The organism is Mesorhizobium sp. WSM4814 (assembly GCF_055811595.1).
On the sequence record NZ_JBVVQT010000014.1, the window covers coordinates 115,860 to 139,993 of the forward strand.

Sequence of the window (24,134 nt, forward strand, 5' to 3'; positions counted from 1 at the left end):
GCCTGCGAAACGCAAGAAGGCTTCTGAGTAGAGCAGACGATCGTCCGCATTGTGCGGTCGATCTTAAAGAAGGAGGAGAAAATCATGTTTCGGATACAACCCGCGATGCTGAAAATAGCCGCGGCCGCATGGTTGCTTGGCGCAACCGGCGCTATGGCGGACACGACGCTGGAATTCACCCAATGGTGGGAGCCCGAATTACCGGCCGACTCGCTCAGGGCAATCATGGATGACTTCGAGGCTGCAAACCCCGGAATCAAGGTGACGCTGGTCAGCGGCCCCTATGCAACCACGCGAGACCAGATCTCGGTTGGTGCTGCAACTGGAACGCTTAGCGACGTCGTCGGTCTCGACGGCGCCTGGGTGAACAATCTGAACGCGCAGAATGCGCTGGCCGACATGAACCCGATGATGGATGCGAGCAAGTTCGACCAGACGCAGGTCGCGGATATCATCAAGGTGGACGGCAAGGCGGTGATGTTTCCCGTGGCTTCGTTCGTCTATCCGGTCTTCGTGAACATGGATCTCGCCGCCCAGGCAGGCGTGACCAAGCTGCCGTCGACCCGCGCGGAGTTTCTCGAAGCCGCCAAGAAGATGACCCATGCCGACAAGAACCAGTATGGCTGGGTGCTGCCCTTGTCGCTGCAAACGCCGTCCGGTGTCCAGAACGACCTGATGTCGTGGGTCTGGGCCTCGGGTCAATCGATGATGGCTGACGGCAAGCCGGCTCTCGAGGGCAAGCCGGTCGTCGATATGCTCACCTTCGTCAAATCGCTGAACGACGCCGGCGTCATTTCGCCCGGCATTGCCACCAAGACCGAGCAGGAAAAGGTCGAGGAATTCGTGAACGATCGGGTCGGAATGATGATCGACTCGCTCGCGCATGTGAACCTCATTCGCAAACGCAATCCCAAGCTGAACTTCGACCTCATCCCTGTCCCGGTCGTGGAGAATTACAACGGCAAGCGCGGCCTTCCCTACGCCTCCTGGGGCATCGGCATCTCTGCGGCCTCAAAACATCAGGAGGAAGCCTGGAAGCTCGTCCAATATCTGATGAGTGAAAAGGTGAACGCCAAGCTCGTGACGCTTGCAAACGCCTTCCCGGGCAACGTCAATGCCAAGCCCGATTTCGTGACCTCGGACAAGGCTTTCGCCAAGGCTTTCGAAATCTTCAAGACCGGCTATCTCGCCAACGAGTTCACGGGTCTGCCGGTGGCTGAAGACCTGATGACTCAGTTCGACGTGGAAGCCCAGAAGATGCTCGCCGGCGAGCAGTCTCCGGAAGAAGCCGCAGCCAACGCTCAAAAGGGTTGGATGGCGAAATTCTGAGCGACCTGTTCCCCGTTGCTATCTTCCACCGGGTAGCCTGACTTAGGGCAGGCCACCCGTCAACAACGGATCGGCAATTAGAGATGGACCTCTTTCCGAAGCGCACCTTCCTCTTGAAGGCACATCCCAAGGGTGGCACATGACTCGGCAGAAGCGCTCCCACCATCGACTGAAACGAGCGGTCGCACCCTATCTCTATCTGTCACCCTCGCTCCTCATCATCGGCCTTCTGATGCTACTGCCGATGGTGACGGTGATTGGCTATTCGTTCCAGAACAGCGCAGTGCTGCGTCGCGACCCATCCTTTGCCGGACTGAAACACTACCACGCGATCTTTGCCGATCCGGTGTTCTGGGCCTCGCTGTGGCACACGCTCTACTTCACCTGCATGAGTGTCATCTTCCATATGACCATCGGCATGGTCTTCGCACTCATGCTGAACAGCGACCGCATCAATCCGACGCTGCGCAACATTCTGCGCGTGCTCTACATACTGCCTTGGCTGTTCACCGCGGTGATTATCGCCGTGATCTGGCGCCTCCTGCTCGAGCCGAACGGTGTCGTGAACGCCGTTCTCATGCAGATGGGCATCATCGGTTCCAAGGTCGAGTGGTTTTCCTCGACGGCGACCGCGCTGCACGCCGTCACCTTCGCCAATATCTGGGCGGGCTACCCGCTTTTCATGGTCAGCTTGCTCGCAGGCTTGCAGGGCATTCCCAAGGATTTCTACGAGGCCGCCGATATCGACGGGGCGAAAGCCTACCAGAAGCTGATCTTCATCACCATCCCGCAGCTGATGCCGATCATCATCAGCATCTCGCTGCTCGACTTCATCTGGACCATGCAGGTCTTTCCATTGATCTGGATAACGACGGGCGGCGGTCCGATCTACTCGACCGAGGTCCTCAGCACCTACACGTACAAGCTGGCGTTTTCGAGCTACAACCTGTCGCAGGCGTCGGCGAGCGCCGTGGTCATCCTGCTGATCTCTCTCGGCCTGACGCTGTTCTACATCCGCTATCAAAAGGCTCGGTAGTCACCATGAGGAAAAGGCACACACCGAAAGACAGACTGATCACCGTCGCGCTCCATGTCGCGCTTGCCGCAGGGCTCTTTTTCGCGGCCTTCCCGATCTACTGGATGCTGAGCAGCTCGTTCAAGTCGAATACCGAAATCTTTGCCCTGCCACCAACCGTCCTGCCGAAGGCCTTCACGCTGGAAGCGTATGCGGCCATCCTTGGCGACCCGGTAAAGCTGCGCTTCTTCTTCAACAGCTACTTCGTGGCCGGAGCGGTGACCGTGCTGACGGTCCTGATCGCCTTGCTGGCGGCTTATGGGTTCAGCCGTTTCAATTTCCGTGGAAAGGGCAGCCTCAACACACTCATCATCAGCACGCAGACGATTCCGCCGATCACGCTTTTGATCCCCTTCTTCGGGCTTGTCGTCTCGTATGGCATCTTCGACACCTACGTCGCACTGATCCTGACTTACCTGGTGTTTACGCTGCCCTACGCGATCCTGCTGATGACGGGATATCTGAACACCTTGCCCCGCGATCTCGATGAAGCGGTGGCTGTCGACGGCGGCACCAGCTGGACCGCACTCTGGCGGGTGATCGTCCCGATTTCACTGCCTGGTATCGTGGCGACGTCGGTCTACACCTTCCTGTTGTGCTGGAACGAATTTCTCTTTGCGCTGACGCTGACGAAGTCAACGTCCATGCGCACCGTCCCGATCGGCATCCAACTTTTGATGGGGCAGCACGCCTTCGAATGGAACCAGATGATGGCGATGAGCGTGCTGGGCTCGCTACCGCTCTTGCTCATCTACCTCGTTGCCCAGAGGTTCTTCCTCGCCGGCATGACCGCGGGCTCGGTCAAGTAGGATGTCCCTCCCACGGAGAACCGATGGGGAAGGCCGCGCGTCGAAATCGATGGATTGGACCTTCTCTGCTGGCAGGCGATATCGCCGCGGCCTCGGGCGTCTTCATAGCGCCGCTGAATCGTGCTCGTGCTGTTCGTCCAGCGCCACATCAACAAAGGGCTGACGCAGGGCGGCATCAAGGAATGAAAGCATGAAAGACCTGAAAGTCGGTTGCCAGACCTTCACCTGGGAAATGCTCGGAGACCGGTTTGCCGGTGGTCCCGACGATCTGCTCAAGGCGATCGCCGATGGCGGTTATGCCGGCATCGAGATCACCGACACGACGATCGGCCGCTATGCCGACAGGCCGGCGGAATTCGCCGCGGCGCTGAGATCGGCCGGCCTCATCCTTGTTTCTTTCGCCTTCGGCTCGAAGAGCGGCTTTACGCTGATCGAGAGCATCGGCGCCGACCTGGAGACAGCGAAACGCTGGATCGATTTTGCCGCTGCCTTTCCAGGCGCGCTGGTCTCGATGGGCTCGGCCACCGTCGTGTCCGACGGCCCGCGTGACGACAAGTTTGCCATCGCGGCCGAGGTCTACAACAAGGCCGGCGAACTCGGACGCAAGGCCGGCGTCGACATCGCCGTCCATCCCAGTTCCCACCACAACACGCTGCTGTTCGACCGTGCCGACTACGATCGGATTTTCGAACTGGTCGATCCGTCGCTCGTCGGCTGGGTGCCCGACACCGGACACATCTTGCGCGGCCATCAAGACATGATCGATACGCTCACCACCTACCGCGACCGCATCCGCTACGTGCATCTGAAAGACGTCGACGCCAGCGGCACCTGGGCTATGCTCGGCAAGGGCGTCTGCGACACCCAAGCGGTGATCGATATCGCCAGCGCCGCACCTCGTTTCAACGGCTGGCTTGTGCTGGAAGAGGAATCCGAGACCGCCGCCGGCGATCCGGCCGCCGCGGTCAAGACCAACCGCCAGACGATGCGCGGCTACGGCGCGTGAGGAAGAGACCATGATCCGGAAGCAAGACCGTCGCCTTCGTGTCGGCGTGCTCGGCTGCGGGCCGATCGCCCAATTCGCGCATCTCGAATCCTGCGTGAAGGCCGGCAACGCCGATCTCTATGCGATCTGCGATGCCGCCCCCGATCTTCTGGCGCGCATGGCCGCGACCTATGAATCCGAACAAATCTATGGCGATTACGATGAGATGCTCGCCGACCCGCAACTGGAAGCGGTGATCGTGGCGACCTCCGACGCCTATCACGTGCCGATGTCGATCAAGGCGCTCGAGGCCGGCAAGCACGTGCTGTGTGAAAAGCCGATCGGCGTCTCGGTCGAGGAAGGCGAGATGCTCGCCGATGCGGTCCGGCGCTCCGGCAAGGTGCTGCAGGTCGGCCACATGAAGCGCTTCGACCCGGCACTGGAAGCGGCGCGCGATTTCGTCCGCGACGAGATCGGCGAGATCCTGGCGCTAAAAGCCTGGTATTGCGATTCCACGCACCGCTACACCAACACCGACGCGGTCCAGCCGCTGCCGGTCACCAGCAAGCTGGCGCGCAAGCCGGGCGGCAATCCAAAGGCCGATCTCAGGCAGTATTTCATGCTCGCGCACGGCTCGCACCTCGTCGACACCGCGCGCTTCCTGTGCGGCGAGATCGTTGCCGTGCGTGCCCGGCTCAACGAGCGTTTCGGCGCCTATTGCTGGTTCGTCGAAACCGAATTCGCCAATGGCGCGCTCGGCCACCTTGACCTCACCGTGGCTGTCCGCATGGACTGGCACGAGGGTTTTCAGCTCTATGGCGAAAACGGCTCGGTGATCGCGAAGACCTTCAATCCCTGGTATTTCCGGGCGAGTGAGGTCGATATCTTTCACGAGAAGGATGCAACGTCGCGAAGGCCGCTCGGCGCCGACGGGCATTTCTTCAGGCGCCAGCTCGAAGGCCTCGCCGAGACAATCCTTGACGGCAAGCCGATGCGCGGCGCTAACGTCGAGGACGGCCTTGCCTCGATCCGCGCCATGGTGGCGATCGCCCGTTCGGTCGAAACCGGTGATCGCGTCGAGATCGCCTCCGTAACGGGAGCGGTCTGATGCAGATCGGGGTGTTCGCCAAGGCCTTCCCCGGCAGCGAGCCGGCTGGCGTGCTGGCAGCGGTCCGCGACGCGGGATTTGCCGTCACCCAGTTCAACCTTGCCTGCGCCGGGCTGCCGTCGATGCCGGATGCGGTGCAAAAGGACGCCATTGATGCCATCGCGGCCGCATCGAATGCTTGCGGTGTCGTCCTTGCAGCGCTCTCGGGAACCTACAACATGGCCCATCCCGCCAAAGCTGTGCGCGACGACGGCCTGCGTCGGCTTGGCGTGGTCATCGAGACCGCGGCAGACCTTTCCGTTCCGCTGGTCACCTTGTGCACGGGAACGCGCAACGCACACGATCAGTGGGCATATCATCCCGACAATAGCGAGCCCTCGGCATGGGACGACATGGCGGGCGAGATGGAAAAGGCGTTGCAGCTCGCGGAGCGTCACGGCGTCGATCTCGGCATCGAACCCGAACAGGCCAACATCGTCACCTCGGCGTCGGACGCGATGCGCCTGATCGCCGAGATGGGGTCGACACGGCTGCGCATCGTGCTCGATCCGGCCAACCTGTTCGAGCAGGCGAGCCCCGAGGAAGCACGCGCCATCGTCGCCGCCGCCGTCGAACGCACAGCGGGCCACGTCGCCATGGCCCATGCCAAGGACCGTTTCGCTGACGGCTGCTTCACGACGGCCGGCCGGGGTGTCGTCGACTTTGCGGATTTCGTCGCCAGGCTGAAAGCATCGGGCTTTGACGGGGCGCTGGTCACGCATGGCCTCTCGGCCGAAGAGGCCCCCGGCGTTGCCCGCTTCCTCAAAGGGCTGGTGTGATGGCGCGCCTGGCCACGCTGCTTCGCGATGACGCCACGCTTCGGATTTCCGATAGTGGCGACGGCATTGCGGTCATCTTTCAGCATGGGCTGGGCGGTGGCGACGCGCAGGTCGCCCAGGCCTTCCCTTCCGGGCCGGGCTTGCGGCGCATCACGCTGGAATGCCGCGGGCACGGCGCCTCCGGACTGGGCAGCCGCCGGCCGTTTTCCCTGGAGATGTTCGCGGACGATGTTGTTGCCGCCGCCGATCAGGCCGGTCTCGATCGTTTCGTCGCCGGCGGCATTTCGATGGGCGCGGCGATCGCCATGCGCCTCGCCTGCCGTCATCCGGACCGCGTCGCGGGTCTTCTCCTGGTGCGGCCGGCCTGGATTTTCGACGACGCGCCGGTGAACCTGCTGCCGATCGCCGAGGTTGCCAGGCTTATCCTGGACCATGGGCCCGACAAGGCGAGGTCGATCTTCGCGCAATCGGAAACCGCCGCGCGCCTGCAGCGTGAAGCACCCGACAATTTTGCCTCGCTGATCGGCTATTTCGACCGGCCGGGCGCCGCGCCATTCGCGCAGGTCCTCGCCGACATTGCCGCCGACGGCCCGGGTGTTTCGGCGCGTGACGCCGCGGTGCTTGGCATTCCGACCCTGGTCATCGGCAATGCCATGGATGCGGTGCATCCGCTCTCGGCCGCCCTAACGCTCGCCGCAGCCATTCCCGGCGCGACCTTTGCCGAAATCCATCCCAAGGCGCTCGACAGCGTCAGGCATTTCGCCGAGTTGCAGGCCGAGATCACGACCTTCCTTCACACCCACTCGAATTTTCGGAGCCTCATTCCGTCATGACGACCAAAACCCTGTCCGGTCCCGCCGCCATCGCCGCCCTGCCGCGCAGCCGGCTGCTCGGCGAGTTTTCGCTGTGGTCGGCCGATCTTGCCAACATGGAGCGCGACCTGAAGCGCATAGAACCTCATGTCGACCTCCACCACATCGATGTCGCGGACGCCCGCTTCACTCCGGGCTTCCTGTTCTTCCCGGACCTGGTAGCGCGGATCGCCCGGCTGACGGCAAGGCCTATCCATGTGCACCTGATGGTCGAAGCCGAGATCGTCGAGGAGCAGACGCGTCAGTTCATCGAGGCCGGCGCCGATCTGGTCAGTGTCCACGCCGAAAACGGCGAAGCCGGCCTGCGCGCCGTGCGGCTGGCGCATGCGCTCGGCGCCGAGGCCGGCGTGGTGCTCAGGCTGGAAACGCCGGTGGCCGCGGTCACGCCGTTCCTGTCGCAAGTGGCGTTTGTGACGCTTCTCGGCACATCCATCGGCGTCAAGGGCCAGAGCCTTTCCGAGCAGGCCTGCCCACGTTTGATCGAAGCGCGCGCACTGATGAGAAAAGCCGGTCGCGAGACCGACATCATCCTGGCTGCCGACGGCGGCATCCGCCACGAGACGGTGCCCCGCCTGCGCGCCTCTGGCGCCGAGACGGTGGTGCTCGGATCGCTGGCGTTCGGCGACCCCGACCTCGCGCAGCGCATTCGCTGGCTGCATGGGCTGAAGGTCGCCGCCTGATGACAAGACTGGCCCTCGCCTTCGATCTCGGCGGAACGGAGCTGCGCGGCGCGCTGGTCGAGAGCGACGGCGGCGTTGTCGCGCAGGTCTCGGCGCCGACGATGGCGATTGCGGGATCGGATGCGGTGATCGGCCAGATCATCGCACTGGCCGGGGCTCTTCTGACACAGCGCCCACAGGCGGATGTCGTCGGCATCGGCATCGGCGCGCCGGGACCGCTCGATCCCAAGGCCGGGATCGTGATCGCGCCGCCGACGCTGGCCGGCTGGCACGATGTGCCGTTGATCGACATTCTCGGCAAACATTTCGGCCTGCCGGTGCGTCTGGAAAACGACGCCAACGCGGCAGCGCTGGGCGAATGGCGCTTCGGCGCCGGCCAAGGTACCGGATCCCTCGTGTTCGTCACCGTATCAACCGGCATTGGTGGCGGCGTCGTCGCCGACGGCCACATCTATCACGGCCGGCGCGGGCTGGCGGCCGAGATCGGCCACATGACCATCACCGGCGAAGGCGACCGCTGCTTCTGCGGCGCCGTCGGCTGTTTCGAGGCGGTCGCCTCCGGTACCGCGCTCGGGCGGCGTGCCACGGCGCTGACCGCGCCGGGCGACGGCTCCCTGCTTAGGCGCCTTTCGGCTGACGGCGACGTTTCGGCGAGGCAGGTCGTCGAAGCCGCACGTGCCGGCGATATCAGCGCGCTCGAACTGATCGAGGCTGAGGCGAAGTGGCTCGGCATCGGCTTCACCAATCTGCTTCACCTCTATTCGCCGGATCTGATCGTCATGGGCGGCGGCCTCGCCAACGGTTTCGACTTGTTGGCTCCAACCATCAGGGCAACCGTCGAGCAGCGGGCGATGCCGGCCTACAGGGATGTGCCGATCGTGCCGGCGCAGCTTGGCGACCGCGCAGGACTGATCGGCGCGGCCAGCCTGATCCTGTGGGAAGGCGAACCGGGCTCGCCGTTGGCGATGGCGCAGGACAAGGACAGCAAAGGCGGCCGGACCGAACGTGTCGCCGGCAGGGAGGCAATCCATCGCTGAGCTCAAGCTGCTGGCGCCGGTCACCTGTGGCCCGGGCGCTGGTGCCGCTGCATTCGGGGTTCGCGGTGGATTCATAGGCTGAAGCCACACAACTGACGACGCCGGCATCAAGCTGCTTCGCCCCCGCAGCGTCAATTTCTGCTGCACCGCAGCACATCAAAAACCTCTGCATACCATTTTAAATGTTGACGCATGTTAATTTTTTCTAAAACATGCGGAAATGCTGACAAGGCATCGGTCAGCGCTCCGGGAGGAGAAATGCCAGACACGAAAATGGCCATGACCGGGCGCTCGGAAACCGCCGTGCGGCGATCGCCGGTCGGTCGGTCGCCTGTCATCGCAAGCGCCGGGCTGGCCTTCGCCGGCACAGCCATTCCGTTCGCCGGGCAACGGGTCGATTGCGACACCACCAACAAATTAGGAGGAGGAAGAGCATGCGTATGTTCAATTGCCTGACGCTTGGCGCAGGCCTGTTTGCAATCGTGATTTCAGTGCCGGTCCATGCCGAGGACGCGGCCCGCGTCGCGGCGATCGTCAAGGGTCTCGACAATCCCTTCTTCCAGTACATGCACCAAGGCATCGAAGAGCAGGCCAAGGCCGACGGCGTGGCCGTCACTATCCAGGCAGCCGCCAATATGGGCGACGCTACCGGGCAGGCCGATCGATTGACCGCCATGGCCATGCAGGATTTCGACTGCTATCTGGTCAATCCGATCAGCGTCAGCAACCTCGTCCAGGCACTTGTCCCTGTCGCCCAGAAGAACAAGCCGATCGTCAACATCGACAGCACCATCGACGCCGAGCAGGCCAAGGCCGCCGGCTTCACCATCTCAACCTACATCGGCACAGACAACGTTGCCGCCGGCGTTCTGGCGGGCGAGGAGATGCTGAAGCTGGTTCCTGCAGGCTCCAAGGTCGCGCTGGTGGCCGGCATTGTCGGCGATGTCGGCAGCAACGCCCGCATCAAGGGCTTCAAGCAGGCTGTCGAAGGCAAGCTCGAAGTCGTGGTGATGGTCAGCGCCGACTGGGATCGCGAGAAGGCGCTTACCGCGGCCACCGACATCCTGGCCGCGCATCCCGATCTCGCCGGCTTCTTCGCCGCCAACGACATCATGGCGCTCGGCGTTCAGCGCGCCGTCCAGACCTCGGGCAAGGACGTCAAGGCGGCCTCGACGGCATCGTCGACGCGTTGAAATCGGTGGCGGCCGGCGAACTCGCCGCGACCGTCGCGCAATATCCCTATGTCGTCGGTGCCATGGGCGTGGAAGCCTGCAAGGCAGCGGCCATGGGCAAGGAACTGCCCGCCAACGTGCCGGCGCCGGTTCTATTGATCAACAAGGACAATGCCGAAGCCTCGCTGAAGAACTTCCCGCGTCCAGGCGACGACTATCCCGATCCCTTCCGCGAGATGTTGAAGTGAGCATTCCTGAACAAGACGCGCCCGTGCATACCGCGGGCGCGGCGGAGGAGAGCCGCCCCTCCCTGTCGGCTCTCCTCCTGGATCCTTCCTTCTGGGCCGACTGGGCATCGGTCGTCGGTCTTGTCGGCCTCGTCATCGTCTTCGGCATTAGTCAGCCGGTCTTCCTCAGCATCGCCAACTTGCAGGCCCTGCTGCTGGCCGCGGCGATCCTGGTCGTGCTGTCGATCGGCCAGACCTTCGTCGTCGCGACCGCCGGCATCGATCTCTCCTTGGCGGCAGCCGTCATGCTGGGCGCCATCATCCTCGGGCTCGTCGATGCCGCGGGCTATGGCATCTTTCTCGCCTGCGTGCTCGCCGTAGCCGCCACCAGCGCGGTCGGTTTCCTGAACGGCGCGCTCATCACAGCCGGGCGAATACCCGACTTCGTGGTAACGCTCGGCACGCTTTCGGGCGTCACCGGGCTCGGCCTGATCCTGTCGGGCGGCGAGCCGATAATGGTCGGCTCGACCTTCCTGCTGCGGCTGGCCTCGGGCTCCCTTGGACCGTTCGGCTATCCCGTCTGGGTGGCGATATCAGCCGTTCTGGTGGCGCATATCGCGCTCTTCCACACCCGCTTCGGCGTGCATCTGCTGGCGACCGGCGGCCAGGTCGAAAGCGCCAGCGCGCTCGGCATCCACACCAACCGGGTCAAGATCGTCGCTTATACGATTTCAGGCTTCTGCGCCGGCATCGCCGCACTGCTTCTGGTGGCGCGCATCGGCTCGGCTGAACCGCAGATCAATACCAGCCTTCTGCTCAATTCGGTGGCGGCAGTCGTCTTGGGAGGTGTCAGCCTGTTTGGTGGACGCGCCAGCATTCTCGGCCCGGCGATCGGAGCGCTGATGCTAACCGCTCTCGTCAACGGGCTGACGCTGCTCAGCGTTTCGGCCTTCTACCAGCCCTTGGCCGTTGGCGCCATCGTGGTGCTGGCGGCACTGATCATGCGGTATCAGAAATGAGCGCCGTCAATCACTCCCCGTCGGCCGACGCAATCCTCGCCTGCGAAGGACTGAGCAAGCATTTCGGCGGCATCCGCGCCTTCACCGATGTCGCCTTCCAGGCCCGCCGTGGCGAGGTCACCGCGGTGATCGGCGACAATGGCGCCGGCAAGTCGACGCTGATACGCTGCCTGGTCGGCGTGCATGTGCCGGACGCTGGAGACATTTTCTTCGACGGCCGGCTGCACCCCTTCGCCAATCCCGACGAGGCGCGCAAGGCCGGCATCGAGACGGTGCACCAGAACCTCGCGCTGATCGATGAATTGACCGTCGCCCAGAACCTGTTCCTCAACCGTGAGATCGTGCGCCGGATCGGCCCCTTCGCGCTGCTCGACCGCAAGGCGATGAAGCAGCAGGCGCGCGCCATGCTGTCACGCCTGTCGATCAACATGCCTTCGGTCAGCCAGCGCGTGCGGCGCCTGTCGGGCGGACAGCGACAGGCGATCTCGATCTGCCGCGCCGCAGGTTCCGGCGCCAAGCTGGTGGTGATGGACGAGCCAACCGCAGCGCTCGGCGTGCAGGAGACGGCCAATGTCGAAGCCCTGATCCGGCGGCTGCGCGAACAGGCCGTCAGCGTCATCCTGGTCAGCCACAATTTCGATCAGGTGCGGCGCCTGTCCGACCAGATCTGGGTGATGCGAGCGGGACGGATGGTGGCGACCGTCCGTTCATCCGAGACGACCGGCAACGAACTCGTCGCGCTCGTCACCGGCGCTGCATGACGGACGGCCGGGTCGAGCCGCACCTGTAGCTATAACGAGCTGTTGGCTGAAACAATTGGTTTGCGAAGGGAGTGTGCCGTGGCGGTGATCCGTGTCGGGCTAGTGGGTCTTGGAGAGGTCGCGCAATCAATCCATCTGCCGGTGCTGAGCGATCAGCGCGACAGCTGGCTGGTATCAGGCATCTATGATGTGTCGCCGAGCCTGATGGCGCTGTGCACATCCGAATACCCGACCGCCAAAGCCTTCGAAACGGCAGAGGCGCTAATCGACTCGCCGGATATCGACGCGGTTTTCATCCTCTCGTCAGACGAGACCCACAGCCGTTTCGTCCGTGCCGCCGTCCAGGCGAACAAGCATGTCCTCTTGGAAAAGCCCGCCTGCCTGACGGTGCGCGAGATCGACGAGCTTCTGGCACTGACGCCAAACTACGCCAAGACGATCTTCGTCGGCTACATGCGCCGCTACGCTCCGGCCTATCTTGCAGCGATGGAGGAACTGCCTGACTTCGCCGACATAACCCATGTCCGCATCTTCGACCTGATCTCCGAGGGCCGGCATTTCCTGAAGAAGAGCCAGAACGTCCTCTATCCCACCGACATAGATCCGGCCCTTTTGGCACGCGGCGCCGGGGAGCGCGAGGCGCTGATTCGCGAAGTGGTGGGCAGCGATGCGCCCGCCGATCTCGTACGCGCCTATCGCGGCCTGACGGCGCTGAGCTCGCACCATATTTCGGCGATGCGCGGGCTCCTCGGCGAACCGGCCCGTGTGCTGGCGGCGCACCGCACCAATGGCGGAGCCAACACCAGCGTGACCTTCGACTACGGCCATTTCGCCTGCTGCTACGACGCAGTGGTCGACGATCTCGGCCTGTTCGACGCGATGATCGAAGTGCGCTCGAACACCAAACGGGTCCGCATCATTTACGACACCCCCTACATCCGCAGCCTGCCGACGCGACTCGAAGTGACGGAAGCCGGGGCAGCCGGCCCGGTGACGCGGACATTCGGGCCGCTGTATGGCGACGCCTTCTCCAACGAACTGGAAACCTTCCACCGCCACATCACCGCCAGGACGAAGCCGCTGACCGACCTAGCGGACTCCCGCCGCGACCTGGCGCTGATGGCCGAGATTATCGAACAGATGAAGAAGACTGGCGACCGCCGCAGCCGGCCGCCTACTTCCCGCAATGGTGATCGTTGATCTTGTTCAAGGCATTCGCGTCGGGCCCGACCCGATGATAGGAGCAGGGCCCTGCGGCTGTCGTGAACAACTGCCGATCATAGTAGCGCGGGCCGCCGAACAGAATGTCGATGATGTTGCCTTCGGCGGGAACGTAGCGCTCAGGGTGAGGCCGATCATCGCGATCTCCAGCCAAGGCCGCGGCGGACATGCTGCAGCCCATTGCGAAAACGAGAGCGCGGATCGCAAAGCGTTTTGTTGTCATCACCAATCCCCTTCCGGCCGTTCGGCTTCTCACCATACATCCAAAATCGCCAGCCGGACAAAAGTTCCCTCACCCTGGCAGACCAGCTCAACCATATGACCTGTCACAATAGCTTTATCCTGCGGCGCTGCGCGGCAATCTATCCCGCAATCTCCAACAAGGACGATATCAGCAACCGGCGCTCGTCGACCGAAAGAACATCCGAATCGAAGAGATTCATGCTGCGAAGTCCTTCGATGGCGAGGTAGCAGACCAGCAGCGCCTTGAGGTCCGGCGATTCTCCCTTGAGCCGTTCGAAAACCTGCCGCCTGAACGCTTTTATCGGCGTCAGGAAATCGGGATCCTCGGCGATCGCCGAAAATATCCAGGACGCCGACGGTTTCGATTCCGCGGCATGTTCGGCCGAAAGCTTGATGTAGGTCGCAAGCGGGCTCTCGCCCGCGACGCCGGCAGTGCGGGCGGCGTCCAGCGCCTGCTCGAAGGCGCGAAGATAATCCTCAACCAGCGCCTGCATCAGCTTCGCCTTGGTCGGGAAATTGTACAGCAAGCCGCCTTTCGACACCCCGGCCCGGCTGGCGACGGCGTCCAGCGACAGGCTGCCGGGCCCTGTCTCGCGTGCCACATCGGCGGCGGCAGCGAGAATTTTATCACGCGAATTTGCTCTGCGGGCTTTCATCAATCGCTCCCCCATACATTAGCCTACGCGGAATTGACAAGACCGTCCAGACGGTACAGTAAGGTCGCCGTCATTTGATATCGGGACCAGTCACAGCTATGTGTTTGGGTCATCCGACTGTTGTGCCGGGCCATGGCCAAGGGGACTGTTCGTGATCAAGCGTTTCATCATCGCCTTCATTCTGCTCGTGGTGGTCTGCGGTGGCATCGTCGGCTTCAACCTGTTCCGCGACAATGCAATGCAGGAATTCTTCGCCACGATGAAGCCGCCGGCGGCGACCGTGTCGACGATGATCGTCAAGCCGACGGAGTGGACGCCGGGCGTCGAGGCGATCGGCACTGTCAGTGCGGTGCGCGGCGTCGACCTGACCGTCGAAACCGCCGGCATCGTCAAGGATATCCTGTTTCACGCCAATCAGAAGGTTGAAGCCAACGCGGGTCTCCTTCAGCTCGACGATGCTGCCGAGCGCGCCGATCTCGATGCGACGAAGGCGCAAGCAGCGCTCGACCAGACGGCGTTGACACGCGCCCTTGAATTGCAGAAACGCGATGTCGGCTCGGAATCGACGCTCGATTCAGCGCGGGCAGCCGCATTGGCTTCCGCTTCGCGGGTCAACAGGCTGCAGGCGGTGCTCGAGCAGAAGCTGCTGACAGCGCCCTTCAGCGGCACCATTGGTATCCCCAGGATCGATCTCGGCCAGTATCTCTCACCCGGCACTTCCGTAGCCACCCTGCAGGATCTGGAGACGATGCGAGCCGATTTCTCGGTTCCCGAACAGCAGCTTTCGCTGCTGAAGATCGGCCAGACGCTGCGGCTGGGCATTGGCGACGGCGAGCTTCCGTTCGCCGGCACCATCCGCGGTATCGACCCGAAGATCAATCCGACCAGCCGGATGGTAACGGTCAGGGCCGAGGTCGCCAACCCCGAAGGCAAGCTGACGCCTGGCCAGTTCGTGCAGGTGCGCGTCGAACTGCCCGAGGAAAACAACGTGCTAACGGTGCCGCAGACCGCGCTGACCTCCAGCCTCTACGGTGATTTCGTCTACGTGGTGCGTCCGGCAAAGCCAGCCGCGGCCAACGGCGCCGCCCCTGCCGCTGCGGAGCCGGAAGAAAAGCCGGCCACGGACCCCGCGGCCGAAGCGTCCGCAGCAAAACCCGAGGAAAGACCAGCTGCTGCGCCGGCCGAACCGACGGCGGAAGAACAGAAGCCGCAGCTCGTGCTTGCCCAGGTGTTCGTCAAGCCAGGCCGCCGTAATGCCGGCCTGGTTGAGATCCTGGATGGCATCGCGCCCGGTGACGAAGTCGTTACCGCCGGCCAGAACCGCCTTTCCAACGGCATGTCCGTTGCCGTCGACAACACCATCGATCCGACCAAGCCGGCAAACCAGCAGGCAGCCCAGAAATGAGCTTCTCCGACATCTTCATTCGCCGTCCGGTCCTTTCGACCGTGCTCGCCTTGATGATCCTGCTTCTGGGTTTCCAGGGCATCTTCAGCCTCTCGATCCGGCAGTATCCGGAGGTCGAAGAAACGGCCATCACGATCACCACAGCCTATCCCGGCGCCAGCGCCGACCTGATCCAGGGGTTCATTTCCGCGCCGATCGCCCGTGCCGTCGCCTCGACTGAAAACATCGATTACGTCACGTCGGCGAGCCGGCCGTCCTCAAGCACCGTGACGGTGCAGATGAAACTCGGGTCCAACCCCGACGTCGCGCTGAACGAAGTCTTGTCGAAGGTACAAAGCGTGCGCGGCGACCTGCCGGACGAGTCCGAAGACCCGGTGATCGTCAAGGGCACCGGCGAGCAGTTCGCGATGATGTATATCTCGATGCAGAATCCGAACATGACGCCGGAACAGCTCACCGAATATATCGAGCGCGTCGTGCGGCCGCGCATGTCGACGGTCGAGGGTGTCGCCGACGTGCAGATTTTCGGGGCCGCCGAATATTCGATGCGCGTCTGGATCGACCCGATCAAACTGGCGGCGCGCGGCGTGACGGCGTCGGACGTGCTGACCGCCATCAACGCATCGAATTTCCTCTCAGCACCCGGCAATACCGAAAACGAATATGTCGCCTCCTCGATCACCGTCCGCTCGACGCTGCAGACGCCGGAGGCTTTCGCCGCTCTTCCGCTTCGTTCGACAGGCGGCAATGTGGTGCGATTGCGCGATGTGGCGCGCGTCGAGCTCGCCGCGGCGAATACCGACACCAGGGTCACTTTCAACGGCAAGCCCGGCATCTTTCTCGCCATTTTCCCGACGCCGGCCGCCAATCCGCTGACGACGGCGGGGGCGATCCACGACATCGTGCCGACGATCCAGGAGACGCTGCCGCAAGGCATGACGATCGAGATCGTCTACGATTCGACCGAGCAGATCAGCGCATCGATCGAGGAGGTGTTCAAGACCATCGGCGAGGCGGTCGTCATCGTCATCGTCGTCATCCTGCTCTTCCTCGGCTCGTTCCGCTCGGTGCTGATGCCGATCGTGACTATTCCCCTGTCGCTGATCGGCGTCTGTTTCCTGCTGTTTACGCTCGGCTATTCGATCAATCTTTTGTCGTTGCTGGCCATGGTGCTGGCGATCGGCCTCGTCGTCGACGATGCCATCGTGGTGGTGGAAAACATTCACCGCCACATGGAGGAAGACGGTTTGTCGCCGATGCAGGCGGCCTTCAACGGCATGCGGGAGATCTCGTCCGCCGTCATCGCCATGACGATAACGCTGGCCGCCGTGTTCGCGCCGCTGGCCTTCACCGGCGGCCTGACCGGCGCCCTGTTTCGCGAATTCGCGGTGACGCTTGCCGGCTCGGTGGTGCTTTCGGGTGTCGTCGCCCTCACCGTCACCCCAATGATGTCGGCACGCATCCTGAGGGCCGGCTCGCACAGCCGCTTCCAGCGCATTGTCGACAACACGTTCAGGCGCGTTGAAAACGTCTATGAGCGGCTGGTCAGCGGCTCGTTGAAATACCGCCCAGTGACGCTGATGATCGTCATCGCACTGGTCGCCACGACCGGCTTCATGTTCACCAAGACCGCGAGCGAACTGGCGCCCGAAGAAGACCAGGGCTTCCTGCTGTCTCTTGTGAACGCGCCGCGCTACGCCACGTCGGACTACACCGAAACCTATGTGAACCAGATTCTCGGGCTGGTGAATGATATTCCCGAAACCAGGGCGCGGTTCTCCGCCGTCGCCTTCGGGGGCCCGACGAACAGCGCCTTCGTCGGTTTCGCTTTCAAGGACTGGGCCGAGCGCGCGCGCAGCTCGAAGGAACTTCAGGAAGACATCACCGCCCGCCTCGCCAAGGTGGCGGGCGTCGAGGCTTTCGTCTTCGCACCGCCGACGCTGCCCGGCTCCGGCGGCGGCCTGCCGGTCACCATGGTGGTGCGCTCGACCGGCGATGCCTCCCAGGTGTTCGAGGCGGCCGAGGACATCAAGAACAAGGCGCAGGCCTCCGGTCGCTTCCTCGCCGTGCAGAATTCGATGTCCTTCGATGCGCCGCAAGTGACGGTGACGATCGACCGCGACCGCGCCGCGGCCCTCAACCTGCCGATCGCCGACATCGGCCGGACGCTGACCCTTTTGGTCGGTGGCGCCGAAGTGGCGCAGTTCGACCGCGAATCCAACAGCTACGACATCATCCCTCAGGTGCCGCAGAACTTCCGCGACAACCCTGAAAAGCTGGCCGAGTATTTCGTCCGCAGCTCGTCGGGCGAGATGGTGCCGCTCTCGGCGGTGGTGAAGATCTCGACCAACGCCTCGCCGGCCGTGATCGAGCAGTTCAATCAATTGAACTCCGCCACGATTTCCGCTCTGCCATTGCCCACCATCACCACCGGCGACGGGCTGAGGACCATCGAGGACGTCGCCAGGGAAAGCCTGCCCGACACGTTCTTCATCGACTATACCGGCCAGTCGCGGCAGGAGAAGGAACAGGGCTACACGATCATCATCGCCTTCGCGGCAGCTGTTCTTGTGATCTATCTGGTGCTGGCGGCGCAGTTCGAAAGCTTCCGCGATCCGTTGATCATCATGATGTCGGTACCGCTGTCGATCTTCGGCGCAATCGTGCCGCTCAATCTGGGGCTGGGGACGCTCAACATCTACACGCAGGTCGGGCTGATCACGCTGATCGGCCTGATCACCAAGCACGGCATTCTTCTGGTCGAATTCGCCAACCAGCAGCGCGAGCTCCACGGGATGCGGCGGCGCGATGCGATCGTCGCCTCGGCCAGGGTGCGGCTAAGACCGATCCTGATGACGACGGCGGCGATGGCGCTCGGCGTGGTGCCGCTGATCGTCTCCAGCGGCGCAGGCGCCGCAGCGCGCTATTCGATGGGCCTGGTGATCTTCACCGGCATACTGGTGGGAACCATGTTCACCCTGTTCGTGGTGCCGATGTTCTACACCTTCATCGCCAGCAAGGACCTGCCGCATCACGCCGAGAAGCCGGACCCGAAGCTGATGCCGGTGCCTGTCGATTGATGAGAAAAAGGCCGGAAATTTCCGGCCTTTTTCTTGGGCAGTGATGTCCGACCGCAACGTATTTATAAAGGCGGATCGTCTTGCTTATCATTTGACGATGACGATCCTGGTGTTGGTCGGACCGAACATCTCGACAAGCTGGTAGAAGTCGGCGGCGTTGTCCGGATGCAGCCGCACGCAGCCATGCGAGGCCGGCTGGCCGAGGCGCCTGACGAAATTGGTCGCATGCACGGCGTAGCCACCCTTGAAGAAGACCGAATGCGGCATCGGCGCGTTGTCATATTTCCTCGAATACCACATCTGGTGCATGCGGGTCGGCTTGAACGACCCGGTCGGGGTGTGATGCCCCCTACCGCCGGTCGAGACTTTCCACGCGAAGGTAGGCCGGCCGTCGACGAGGACTTCCATCGTCTGCTGCGAAAGCGAAATCCGCGCCACGATCTGATTGGCCGCCCGATTGGCGGCCCGATTGGCAGCATCGGCAACGCCGTTGCCGGCGCCGAACAGAAGAACCGTGCCCGCGGTGACGGCGGCGGCGATGTTGATGAGCTTGGCGGAAATGGCAGTGTACATGATATCCCCCTGTCTGCCGGGGCATGGCCCGGCTCCAATTCGATGACTGGCTTGTCGTTGGGTCACGTTTCGAATTGATTTCGCACGGCCGACGTTTCTGTTTCGAAACTGTTTCCTCTGGTTAACGGCCGGAGGCCCATCCGAGGCATTTGCAGGGGTGAAACCAAGGACAGGGCGGCTTGCCCGGTCGAGCCCGGACCGGAAAAGCTACTGCCATCTCCTGGCGGAAGCGCGGTCTTCCCTCACATGAAAGAAAGCTCGAAACCAATCGGCAACAAAGCGCGGACTCGAGCGGCATGATGTTGATACAGGCCGCCGGCAAAGTTGACCCAACGAAAACAGCCGGCACAAACCAAGATGAACATGCAATCGAACGTGATCTCCTGGTTCAGGATAAGCATAGAAGCAGCGTTGATTTGCATGCCGCACTGTTTTCGCCACGGTCTGGATCGTGTCCAGCCTGCGCATAACCGGCTCAAGGCCCTCTGGCGGGTCGGTTTTGGGCTGAAGAAGATGCGCGGCACCTCCGGCAACTTGCAGCCGAGAGGACCGAAGGCCCGCGCCGCGACGGGGGGCTCCGCAGGCGGCGCGGGCACTTCGGGGTTTTCCCTGAAGCGAACCTGAAACCAAATTTGGGGGACGAAAACGATGAACACGAAATTTGCAGCTTCGGTGCTTTCCGCACTGCTCTACGCACAGGGCCTGCTCGGTTTTGCCGGCCTCGCCACCGTGCTTCTCAGGGATCGTGCCCATGCGAGTGAATTCGTCGCGGCCAGCGAAATGCCGTCAGGTCCATCTCTTCTTGTGGTGCGCTGAACGCCTGGGCCTGCGGTGAGCGCCCCAGCCTCAGTCGGCGAACTGCGTCGGCGGGTCGAACCGGTAGCCCGCACCCCTTATGGTGGTGATGGATTCGGTGTCGAGCTTGCGGCGCAGTCGCACGATGCGCGAATCGATCGAGCGATCGAAGGCATCGGCATTTTCGGCTGGCGCGGCGGCAATGATATCGTCGCGCGTCAAGACCTTGCGCGGACTGGCCAGGAACAATCTGAGCAGCGCCACCTGGCCCGGCGACAATTGTTCTTCCGTGCCGGAGCGATGCATGACCATGGCCGACCGGAGGTCGACCGTCGCGTTCTCCAGCACGACCAATTCCCCGGCGTTCCGGCCGCGCCGTGCCAGCAAGCCGCCGATACGGGCGGCGAGTTCCCTGACGTTGAGCGGGCTCTCGACGACGTCGGCGGCGCCGAGCTCGAGCGCCAGCACCTTGTCGACGAGATCGGCCGGCCTGCAGATCAAGATGAAATCCGGCCCGCCCTCGCCGCCATGGCGCTTGAGCATATCACGCCCTTCCGCCTGGCTGAGGCTGTCGCCGACGACGACGACATCGATGCCGTTTCCGGAAAGCAAGGATTCGGCCTCCCACGGCTGCCGCACTGCGCGCACGTCATGACCGCGCCGTTCGAGATGGTCGGCGAGATCGGTCGCGACCACTTCGGCGACGGAAACAAGCGCGATGATGGATCGTGCAGCCATTTTTTTCCACCCTGCAACCCGGCAACCCGAGATGAGTGCTGGACATGATGTTTATACCCAATCTACTTTCCGCTGAAAGTGGGAGCGAAAACATCGTGCGGGCACGAATTGTCGTCGTCGAGGACGAGCCGGATCTGAGGGACGCGGTTGCCGAGTATCTCGACGCCAGCGGCTACGATGTCGCTACGGCCGAGAGTGCCAGCGCTGCTCGAACCTTGCTGGAAACGCAGTCGTTTCACCTGGCCATCCTCGACATCGCCATGCCGGGCGAGGACGGCCTGTCGCTTGGCCGCTGGATGCGCTCGAAAACGCCGATCGGCATCATCTATGCCACTGCCGCGGGCACCGCGCTCGACCGCATCGTCGGACTGGAACTCGGCGCCGACGACTACATCGTCAAGCCCTACGAATTGCGCGAGGTGCTGGCGCGGGTCCGCAGCGTGCTGCGCCGCGTGCCGCAGCCGGCCGAGCCGCAGGCCGCCAAGGCCGAAACAACTGCCAACCGCCGTTCCATGAGCTTCGGACCTTTCCATGCCGATCTCGACGGTCGGTTCGTCACCGGCACCAATGGGACGGTCATCGACCTGGCCAAGAGCGAGTTCGACGTGCTGGAGGTCTTCCTGACGCGTGCCAACCGCTTGCTGACGCGTGCGGCGATCTCCGAGGCTATCGGCTTCGCGGAAGATCCTGAATCCTCACGTGCAGTCGACATCCGCATCATGCGGCTGAGGAAGAAGATCGAGGCGGACCCGGCCAATCCGAAATTCCTGCGCACAGTCCGCGGCGAAGGCTATATCTTCTCGCTGCCGACCGGCGAAGGCAACTGAGCGGCGCGACCAACCACTCTCGGTGGCACGACTGTGAAATGACGGCTGACCCCATGACGGTTGACCATGACGGCTGAAGCACGCAGCGATAGGCACGGCGTCAGGCAGGGCGCCGCGATGGCCGCTGTCCACATCGTTCGCCGGCTTCACGAAGCTGGCGACTGGCAGCGCGAGATGGGCAGCATCCTTGAAACGCTGTGCGGGGCCATGGATTGCCAGCGCGGCATCCTGTTTCGGCTGCGCGAGCTGCCCGGCCAAGGCTTTGCCCAATCGGTGGCGGCCTACTGGATCGACCCCCGATATGGTGGCGAGTTGGCATCGCCGACGGTGATCATGCAGTCGGTTGTCAATTCGGACCCGCTGCTGGAACGGTTGGCGGAGGACGAGCGGCAAGGCAAGATCTTCGCGGGACACACGCGCGACCTCGAAGGCTTTCTGAGAACCGACTTCGAAAAGCAGCACATCAAGTCGTTCCTGTCGGTGTCGGTCTTTGCGCATGGCCATCTGTGGGGCACGCTGGCGGTCAACGACTGCGTGAACGAGCGCGAATGGACCAACGAGGAAGAGGCAACGCTGCACATCGTGGCGCTGGCCATCGGCGACGCCATCGAACGATCGCTTTCCGATGCCCACGCCAGCGAAGTCATCCGCCGCACCATGCTGCAGGCCTCGCTCGACGCCATCATCGTCATCGACGAGACCGGCTCGATCATCGAATTCAATCCGGCCGCCGAAAAGATGTTCGGCTACCAGCGCAGCACCATCCTCGGCAAGGACCTGCTCGACACCGTCGTTCCGGACTATTATCGCAAGGGCTACGTGTCGGGCGCCGAATACATGTCGGGCCGCGGCGCGCCGATGGTCGGGCAGCGGATCGAGACCGTCACCCAGAACGCTGCCGGCGAGGTCTTTCCGATCGAATTGACGGCAACCGAGATGCGGGTCGCCGACCGCCGCCTGATCTTCGGCTCGATCCGCGACCTGCGCGACAAATTGCGTGCCGAGGAGGAGATCGGCCGCCAGCGCGAAAAGCTGCACCAGAACGAAAAGATGGCGGCGATGGGTTCGCTGCTTGCCGGCGTGTCACACGAACTCAACAACCCGCTTGCCGTGGTCGTCGCCCAATCGACCTTGTTGCACGAGTTCGCCTCTGACCCGCAGACCAAGGTGCGCGCCGAAAAGGTGCGCGCCGCCGCAGAGCGCTGCGGCCGCATCGTCAAGAGTTTCCTCTCGATGGTGCGCCTGCATCCGGCGACTCAGGCCGAGACCGACCTCAACCAGGTGGTCCGCGCGGCACTCGAAGTGACCGCCTACGGCGCCAGGTCGACCGGCATCATTATCGACACCGAATTCGCCAGCGGCCCGCTGCTGGCCATGGCCGACGCCGACCATGTGACGCAAGTGGCCGCCAACTTCCTCATCAACAGCCAGCACGCTCTGGCCGGCATCGGCGGCGACCGGCTGATCAAGGTTCGCACGTTTCGCAGCGATCGCGGCAATCCCTGTTTCTCGGTCGAGGACAACGGGCCGGGCGTGCCGGAAGCGATACGCTCTCGCATCTTCGAATCGTATTTCACCACCAAGCCGGTCGGCGTCGGCACCGGCATCGGCCTGTCGATCTCGAAATCGATCATCGAACGGCACAATGGCAATGTCTGGTTCGAGGAAGTTCTGCCGAGAGGCGCCCGTTTCGTCGTCCAGTTGCCGGCGATCGCCGGCGGCGCGGCCGCCGCCGGCGAAAGCCCGTCGCGCTCGAGCGGATTGCGCCATGCCCTGATCATCGACGACGAGCCGGATGTCGCCGCCTCGCTGTCCGACATTCTGGAGTTGATGGGCATCAAGTCGCGGATCGTGCCGGCCTGGGCGTCGGCCGCCGCGACCTTGTCGGGCCATATGCCACCGGACATCGTCTTTTCCGATCTGCGCATGCCCGGCACCAGCGGCATATCGATCTATCGCGAACTGCTCGCCGAAAAGCCTGATCTGGCGCGGCGCTTCGTTCTGGTCACCGGCGACCTGATCGGCGCGAAAGCCGAAATCGAGGCATTGCCGGCGCCGCAGCGGCCGCAGATCCTGGAAAAGCCGTTCAGCACGCTGGACGTGCGCGGCGTGCTCTCGGCCATCGCCGAGCAGGCCGCATTGGGCAGCTAGATTTCGGACTGGTGGAAATCGGTTTTTGAAAAAATCCGATGCTCAACAAAGGGCTAAGTTCCAGAGAAAAAAGACTCCCGGCCGAGGAGCGGCGGGAGCCTGCCTGGAGCGCTGGAGGGGTCGCTCGGGCATCAAAAAACGTTCGGAGTATCGGTCAGCGGCGCGGCATTGGCGATCACGCGAACCGCGCGGGCCTTGTGAATGCCGGATTGCTCGGCAATGACGCGCAGGCAGTCCGCACTCTCGGCGCCCCAGGCCTGCCCCTTGCAGACAAAATCGATCTCCGGCATCGGCAGCCGCGCGGTCTTGGTCGTGGTCGGCGCGCCCTTGACGATGTTTGCCGGCGGATTCAGTGAAGCAAAGGCGGGACCGACCGTTGGCGCGAACGCCATGCCGGCGAACGCGGCGGCGCCCAGCACCACGAACAGCGCCATCGGATGGTCGTTGGCGCGCTGGCGCAGCGCCAGCTTCGGCCGCCGATCCTTGCGCCCCGGCGCTTGCAGACGGCGGTCATTGCAGGCAGTCCGGATTTTCGTATACATCGCGCTTCCCT

The 24,134-nt window shown here is 63.2% G+C and carries 26 protein-coding genes; 19 read left to right on the forward strand and 7 right to left on the reverse strand.

Annotation, left to right across the window (positions count from 1 at the left end):
- Positions 1-84 precede the first annotated feature (84 nt).
- From AC0L2V_RS20825 to AC0L2V_RS20865, 9 genes are all read left to right on the forward strand, one after another.
- Positions 85-1,329, forward strand: a complete 1,245-nt coding sequence (locus tag AC0L2V_RS20825; RefSeq protein WP_473521052.1) for an ABC transporter substrate-binding protein — start codon at positions 85-87, stop codon at positions 1,327-1,329.
- A gap of 139 nt (positions 1,330-1,468) precedes the next feature.
- Complete coding sequence (locus tag AC0L2V_RS20830; protein ID WP_473512081.1) at positions 1,469-2,365, forward strand: carbohydrate ABC transporter permease; 897 nt, start codon at positions 1,469-1,471, stop codon at positions 2,363-2,365.
- Positions 2,366-2,370: 5 nt separating this feature from the next.
- On the forward strand, positions 2,371-3,213 hold the full coding sequence (locus AC0L2V_RS20835; protein WP_023797144.1) for a carbohydrate ABC transporter permease: 843 nt from the start codon (positions 2,371-2,373) through the stop codon (positions 3,211-3,213).
- A 190-nt stretch (positions 3,214-3,403) separates the two neighbouring features.
- Complete coding sequence (locus AC0L2V_RS20840) at positions 3,404-4,219, forward strand: sugar phosphate isomerase/epimerase family protein (protein ID WP_473521053.1); 816 nt, start codon at positions 3,404-3,406, stop codon at positions 4,217-4,219.
- A 10-nt stretch (positions 4,220-4,229) separates the two neighbouring features.
- Positions 4,230-5,306 carry a Gfo/Idh/MocA family protein gene (locus AC0L2V_RS20845; RefSeq protein ID WP_473521054.1) on the forward strand — a complete coding sequence of 359 codons (1,077 nt, stop codon included), beginning with the start codon at positions 4,230-4,232 and terminating at the stop codon, positions 5,304-5,306.
- Positions 5,306-6,124: a sugar phosphate isomerase/epimerase family protein gene (locus tag AC0L2V_RS20850; RefSeq protein ID WP_473521055.1), complete on the forward strand. Its 819-nt coding sequence runs from the start codon at positions 5,306-5,308 to the stop codon at positions 6,122-6,124. Before AC0L2V_RS20845 ends, AC0L2V_RS20850 begins: the two co-directional genes overlap by 1 nt.
- Positions 6,124-6,957, forward strand: coding sequence for an alpha/beta fold hydrolase (locus AC0L2V_RS20855; RefSeq protein ID WP_473521056.1), 834 nt, complete (start codon positions 6,124-6,126; stop codon positions 6,955-6,957). The genes AC0L2V_RS20850 and AC0L2V_RS20855 overlap by 1 nt, the downstream gene beginning before the upstream one ends.
- Complete coding sequence (locus tag AC0L2V_RS20860; RefSeq protein WP_473521057.1) at positions 6,954-7,676, forward strand: ribulose-phosphate 3-epimerase; 723 nt, start codon at positions 6,954-6,956, stop codon at positions 7,674-7,676. Before AC0L2V_RS20855 ends, AC0L2V_RS20860 begins: the two co-directional genes overlap by 4 nt.
- Positions 7,676-8,713, forward strand: coding sequence for an ROK family protein (locus tag AC0L2V_RS20865; RefSeq protein ID WP_473521058.1), 1,038 nt, complete (start codon positions 7,676-7,678; stop codon positions 8,711-8,713). The genes AC0L2V_RS20860 and AC0L2V_RS20865 overlap by 1 nt, the downstream gene beginning before the upstream one ends.
- Before the next feature lie 131 nt (positions 8,714-8,844).
- Here the strand turns inward: AC0L2V_RS20865 and AC0L2V_RS20870 are convergent, their stop codons facing one another.
- Positions 8,845-9,087, reverse strand: a complete 243-nt coding sequence (locus AC0L2V_RS20870; protein ID WP_473521059.1) for a hypothetical protein — start codon at positions 9,085-9,087, stop codon at positions 8,845-8,847.
- Between the two features lie 60 nt (positions 9,088-9,147).
- Between AC0L2V_RS20870 and AC0L2V_RS20875 the strand changes: the two genes are divergently transcribed.
- From AC0L2V_RS20875 to AC0L2V_RS20895, 5 genes are all read left to right on the forward strand, one after another.
- On the forward strand, positions 9,148-9,906 hold the full coding sequence (locus AC0L2V_RS20875) for a substrate-binding domain-containing protein (protein WP_473521060.1): 759 nt from the start codon (positions 9,148-9,150) through the stop codon (positions 9,904-9,906).
- The gene (locus tag AC0L2V_RS20880) at positions 9,903-10,133 is read left to right on the forward strand and encodes a hypothetical protein (RefSeq protein WP_473521061.1); all 231 of its coding nucleotides are present in this window, start codon (positions 9,903-9,905) and stop codon (positions 10,131-10,133) included. Before AC0L2V_RS20875 ends, AC0L2V_RS20880 begins: the two co-directional genes overlap by 4 nt.
- Positions 10,130-11,131, forward strand: a complete 1,002-nt coding sequence (locus AC0L2V_RS20885) for an ABC transporter permease (RefSeq protein WP_473521062.1) — start codon at positions 10,130-10,132, stop codon at positions 11,129-11,131. The genes AC0L2V_RS20880 and AC0L2V_RS20885 overlap by 4 nt, the downstream gene beginning before the upstream one ends.
- Positions 11,128-11,892 carry an ATP-binding cassette domain-containing protein gene (locus AC0L2V_RS20890; protein ID WP_473493789.1) on the forward strand — a complete coding sequence of 255 codons (765 nt, stop codon included), beginning with the start codon at positions 11,128-11,130 and terminating at the stop codon, positions 11,890-11,892. The genes AC0L2V_RS20885 and AC0L2V_RS20890 overlap by 4 nt, the downstream gene beginning before the upstream one ends.
- Before the next feature lie 78 nt (positions 11,893-11,970).
- Positions 11,971-13,092 (forward strand): Gfo/Idh/MocA family protein, encoded by a 1,122-nt coding sequence (locus AC0L2V_RS20895; RefSeq protein WP_473521063.1) that lies wholly within the window; start codon positions 11,971-11,973, stop codon positions 13,090-13,092.
- On the opposite strand, the gene AC0L2V_RS20900 is transcribed toward AC0L2V_RS20895, so the two are convergent.
- Both AC0L2V_RS20900 and AC0L2V_RS20905 read right to left on the reverse strand, forming a co-directional pair.
- Positions 13,067-13,336, reverse strand: a complete 270-nt coding sequence (locus AC0L2V_RS20900; RefSeq protein WP_091593198.1) for a hypothetical protein — start codon at positions 13,334-13,336, stop codon at positions 13,067-13,069. The genes AC0L2V_RS20895 and AC0L2V_RS20900 overlap by 26 nt on opposite strands.
- Positions 13,337-13,475: 139 nt before the next feature.
- Positions 13,476-14,012: a TetR/AcrR family transcriptional regulator gene (locus AC0L2V_RS20905; RefSeq protein ID WP_473493787.1), complete on the reverse strand. Its 537-nt coding sequence runs from the start codon at positions 14,010-14,012 to the stop codon at positions 13,476-13,478.
- A gap of 151 nt (positions 14,013-14,163) precedes the next feature.
- Here AC0L2V_RS20905 and AC0L2V_RS20910 point away from each other — a divergent pair, with 151 nt between their 5' ends.
- Together AC0L2V_RS20910 and AC0L2V_RS20915 are read left to right on the forward strand one after the other, a co-directional pair.
- The gene (locus AC0L2V_RS20910; RefSeq protein ID WP_473521064.1) at positions 14,164-15,417 is read left to right on the forward strand and encodes an efflux RND transporter periplasmic adaptor subunit; all 1,254 of its coding nucleotides are present in this window, start codon (positions 14,164-14,166) and stop codon (positions 15,415-15,417) included.
- A complete protein-coding gene (locus AC0L2V_RS20915; RefSeq protein ID WP_473521065.1) occupies positions 15,414-18,497 on the forward strand; it encodes an efflux RND transporter permease subunit in 3,084 nt (1,027 codons plus the stop codon). The genes AC0L2V_RS20910 and AC0L2V_RS20915 overlap by 4 nt, the downstream gene beginning before the upstream one ends.
- 87 nt (positions 18,498-18,584) lie before the next feature.
- Here AC0L2V_RS20915 and AC0L2V_RS20920 read toward each other — a convergent pair whose 3' ends face one another.
- A complete protein-coding gene (locus AC0L2V_RS20920; protein WP_473521066.1) occupies positions 18,585-19,070 on the reverse strand; it encodes a L,D-transpeptidase in 486 nt (161 codons plus the stop codon).
- A gap of 242 nt (positions 19,071-19,312) precedes the next feature.
- The gene (locus AC0L2V_RS20925; protein WP_287218455.1) at positions 19,313-19,726 is read right to left on the reverse strand and encodes a hypothetical protein; all 414 of its coding nucleotides are present in this window, start codon (positions 19,724-19,726) and stop codon (positions 19,313-19,315) included.
- On the opposite strand from AC0L2V_RS20925, the gene AC0L2V_RS20930 reads away from it, so the two are divergent.
- The gene (locus AC0L2V_RS20930; RefSeq protein WP_023797130.1) at positions 19,719-19,886 is read left to right on the forward strand and encodes a hypothetical protein; all 168 of its coding nucleotides are present in this window, start codon (positions 19,719-19,721) and stop codon (positions 19,884-19,886) included. The two genes, AC0L2V_RS20925 and AC0L2V_RS20930, sit on opposite strands and share 8 nt — an antisense overlap.
- A 30-nt stretch (positions 19,887-19,916) precedes the next feature.
- Here the strand turns inward: AC0L2V_RS20930 and AC0L2V_RS20935 are convergent, their stop codons facing one another.
- On the reverse strand, positions 19,917-20,603 hold the full coding sequence (locus AC0L2V_RS20935) for a winged helix-turn-helix domain-containing protein (protein WP_473521067.1): 687 nt from the start codon (positions 20,601-20,603) through the stop codon (positions 19,917-19,919).
- 47 nt (positions 20,604-20,650) lie between these two features.
- Here AC0L2V_RS20935 and AC0L2V_RS20940 point away from each other — a divergent pair, with 47 nt between their 5' ends.
- Both AC0L2V_RS20940 and AC0L2V_RS20945 read left to right on the forward strand, forming a co-directional pair.
- A complete protein-coding gene (locus AC0L2V_RS20940; protein ID WP_473521089.1) occupies positions 20,651-21,430 on the forward strand; it encodes a response regulator in 780 nt (259 codons plus the stop codon).
- Positions 21,431-21,496: 66 nt separating this feature from the next.
- Positions 21,497-23,581, forward strand: a complete 2,085-nt coding sequence (locus AC0L2V_RS20945) for a GAF domain-containing sensor histidine kinase (protein WP_473521068.1) — start codon at positions 21,497-21,499, stop codon at positions 23,579-23,581.
- Positions 23,582-23,712: 131 nt separating this feature from the next.
- Here AC0L2V_RS20945 and AC0L2V_RS20950 read toward each other — a convergent pair whose 3' ends face one another.
- Positions 23,713-24,123: a hypothetical protein gene (locus AC0L2V_RS20950; protein WP_473521069.1), complete on the reverse strand. Its 411-nt coding sequence runs from the start codon at positions 24,121-24,123 to the stop codon at positions 23,713-23,715.
- Between the last annotated feature and the right edge of the window lie 11 nt (positions 24,124-24,134).

Bases quoted from the DNA above. Each gene is read 5' to 3' on its own strand.
- AC0L2V_RS20825 (WP_473521052.1), top strand. From the start codon at position 85: ATGTTTCGGATACAACCCGCGATGCTGAAAATAGCCGCGGCCGCATGG.
- AC0L2V_RS20830 (WP_473512081.1), top strand. From the start codon at position 1,469: ATGACTCGGCAGAAGCGCTCCCACCATCGACTGAAACGAGCGGTCGCA.
- AC0L2V_RS20835 (WP_023797144.1), top strand. From the start codon at position 2,371: ATGAGGAAAAGGCACACACCGAAAGACAGACTGATCACCGTCGCGCTC.
- AC0L2V_RS20840 (WP_473521053.1), top strand. From the start codon at position 3,404: ATGAAAGACCTGAAAGTCGGTTGCCAGACCTTCACCTGGGAAATGCTC.
- AC0L2V_RS20845 (WP_473521054.1), top strand. From the start codon at position 4,230: ATGATCCGGAAGCAAGACCGTCGCCTTCGTGTCGGCGTGCTCGGCTGC.
- AC0L2V_RS20850 (WP_473521055.1), top strand. From the start codon at position 5,306: ATGCAGATCGGGGTGTTCGCCAAGGCCTTCCCCGGCAGCGAGCCGGCT.
- AC0L2V_RS20855 (WP_473521056.1), top strand. From the start codon at position 6,124: ATGGCGCGCCTGGCCACGCTGCTTCGCGATGACGCCACGCTTCGGATT.
- AC0L2V_RS20860 (WP_473521057.1), top strand. From the start codon at position 6,954: ATGACGACCAAAACCCTGTCCGGTCCCGCCGCCATCGCCGCCCTGCCG.
- AC0L2V_RS20865 (WP_473521058.1), top strand. From the start codon at position 7,676: ATGACAAGACTGGCCCTCGCCTTCGATCTCGGCGGAACGGAGCTGCGC.
- AC0L2V_RS20870 (WP_473521059.1), bottom strand. From the start codon at position 9,087: ATGGCTGTGCCGGCGAAGGCCAGCCCGGCGCTTGCGATGACAGGCGAC.
- AC0L2V_RS20875 (WP_473521060.1), top strand. From the start codon at position 9,148: ATGCGTATGTTCAATTGCCTGACGCTTGGCGCAGGCCTGTTTGCAATC.
- AC0L2V_RS20890 (WP_473493789.1), top strand. From the start codon at position 11,128: ATGAGCGCCGTCAATCACTCCCCGTCGGCCGACGCAATCCTCGCCTGC.
- AC0L2V_RS20900 (WP_091593198.1), bottom strand. From the start codon at position 13,336: ATGACAACAAAACGCTTTGCGATCCGCGCTCTCGTTTTCGCAATGGGC.
- AC0L2V_RS20905 (WP_473493787.1), bottom strand. From the start codon at position 14,012: ATGAAAGCCCGCAGAGCAAATTCGCGTGATAAAATTCTCGCTGCCGCC.
- AC0L2V_RS20915 (WP_473521065.1), top strand. From the start codon at position 15,414: ATGAGCTTCTCCGACATCTTCATTCGCCGTCCGGTCCTTTCGACCGTG.
- AC0L2V_RS20920 (WP_473521066.1), bottom strand. From the start codon at position 19,070: ATGTACACTGCCATTTCCGCCAAGCTCATCAACATCGCCGCCGCCGTC.
- AC0L2V_RS20930 (WP_023797130.1), top strand. From the start codon at position 19,719: ATGAACACGAAATTTGCAGCTTCGGTGCTTTCCGCACTGCTCTACGCA.
- AC0L2V_RS20935 (WP_473521067.1), bottom strand. From the start codon at position 20,603: ATGGCTGCACGATCCATCATCGCGCTTGTTTCCGTCGCCGAAGTGGTC.
- AC0L2V_RS20940 (WP_473521089.1), top strand. From the start codon at position 20,651: ATGTTTATACCCAATCTACTTTCCGCTGAAAGTGGGAGCGAAAACATC.
- AC0L2V_RS20945 (WP_473521068.1), top strand. From the start codon at position 21,497: ATGACGGCTGAAGCACGCAGCGATAGGCACGGCGTCAGGCAGGGCGCC.
- AC0L2V_RS20950 (WP_473521069.1), bottom strand. From the start codon at position 24,123: ATGTATACGAAAATCCGGACTGCCTGCAATGACCGCCGTCTGCAAGCG.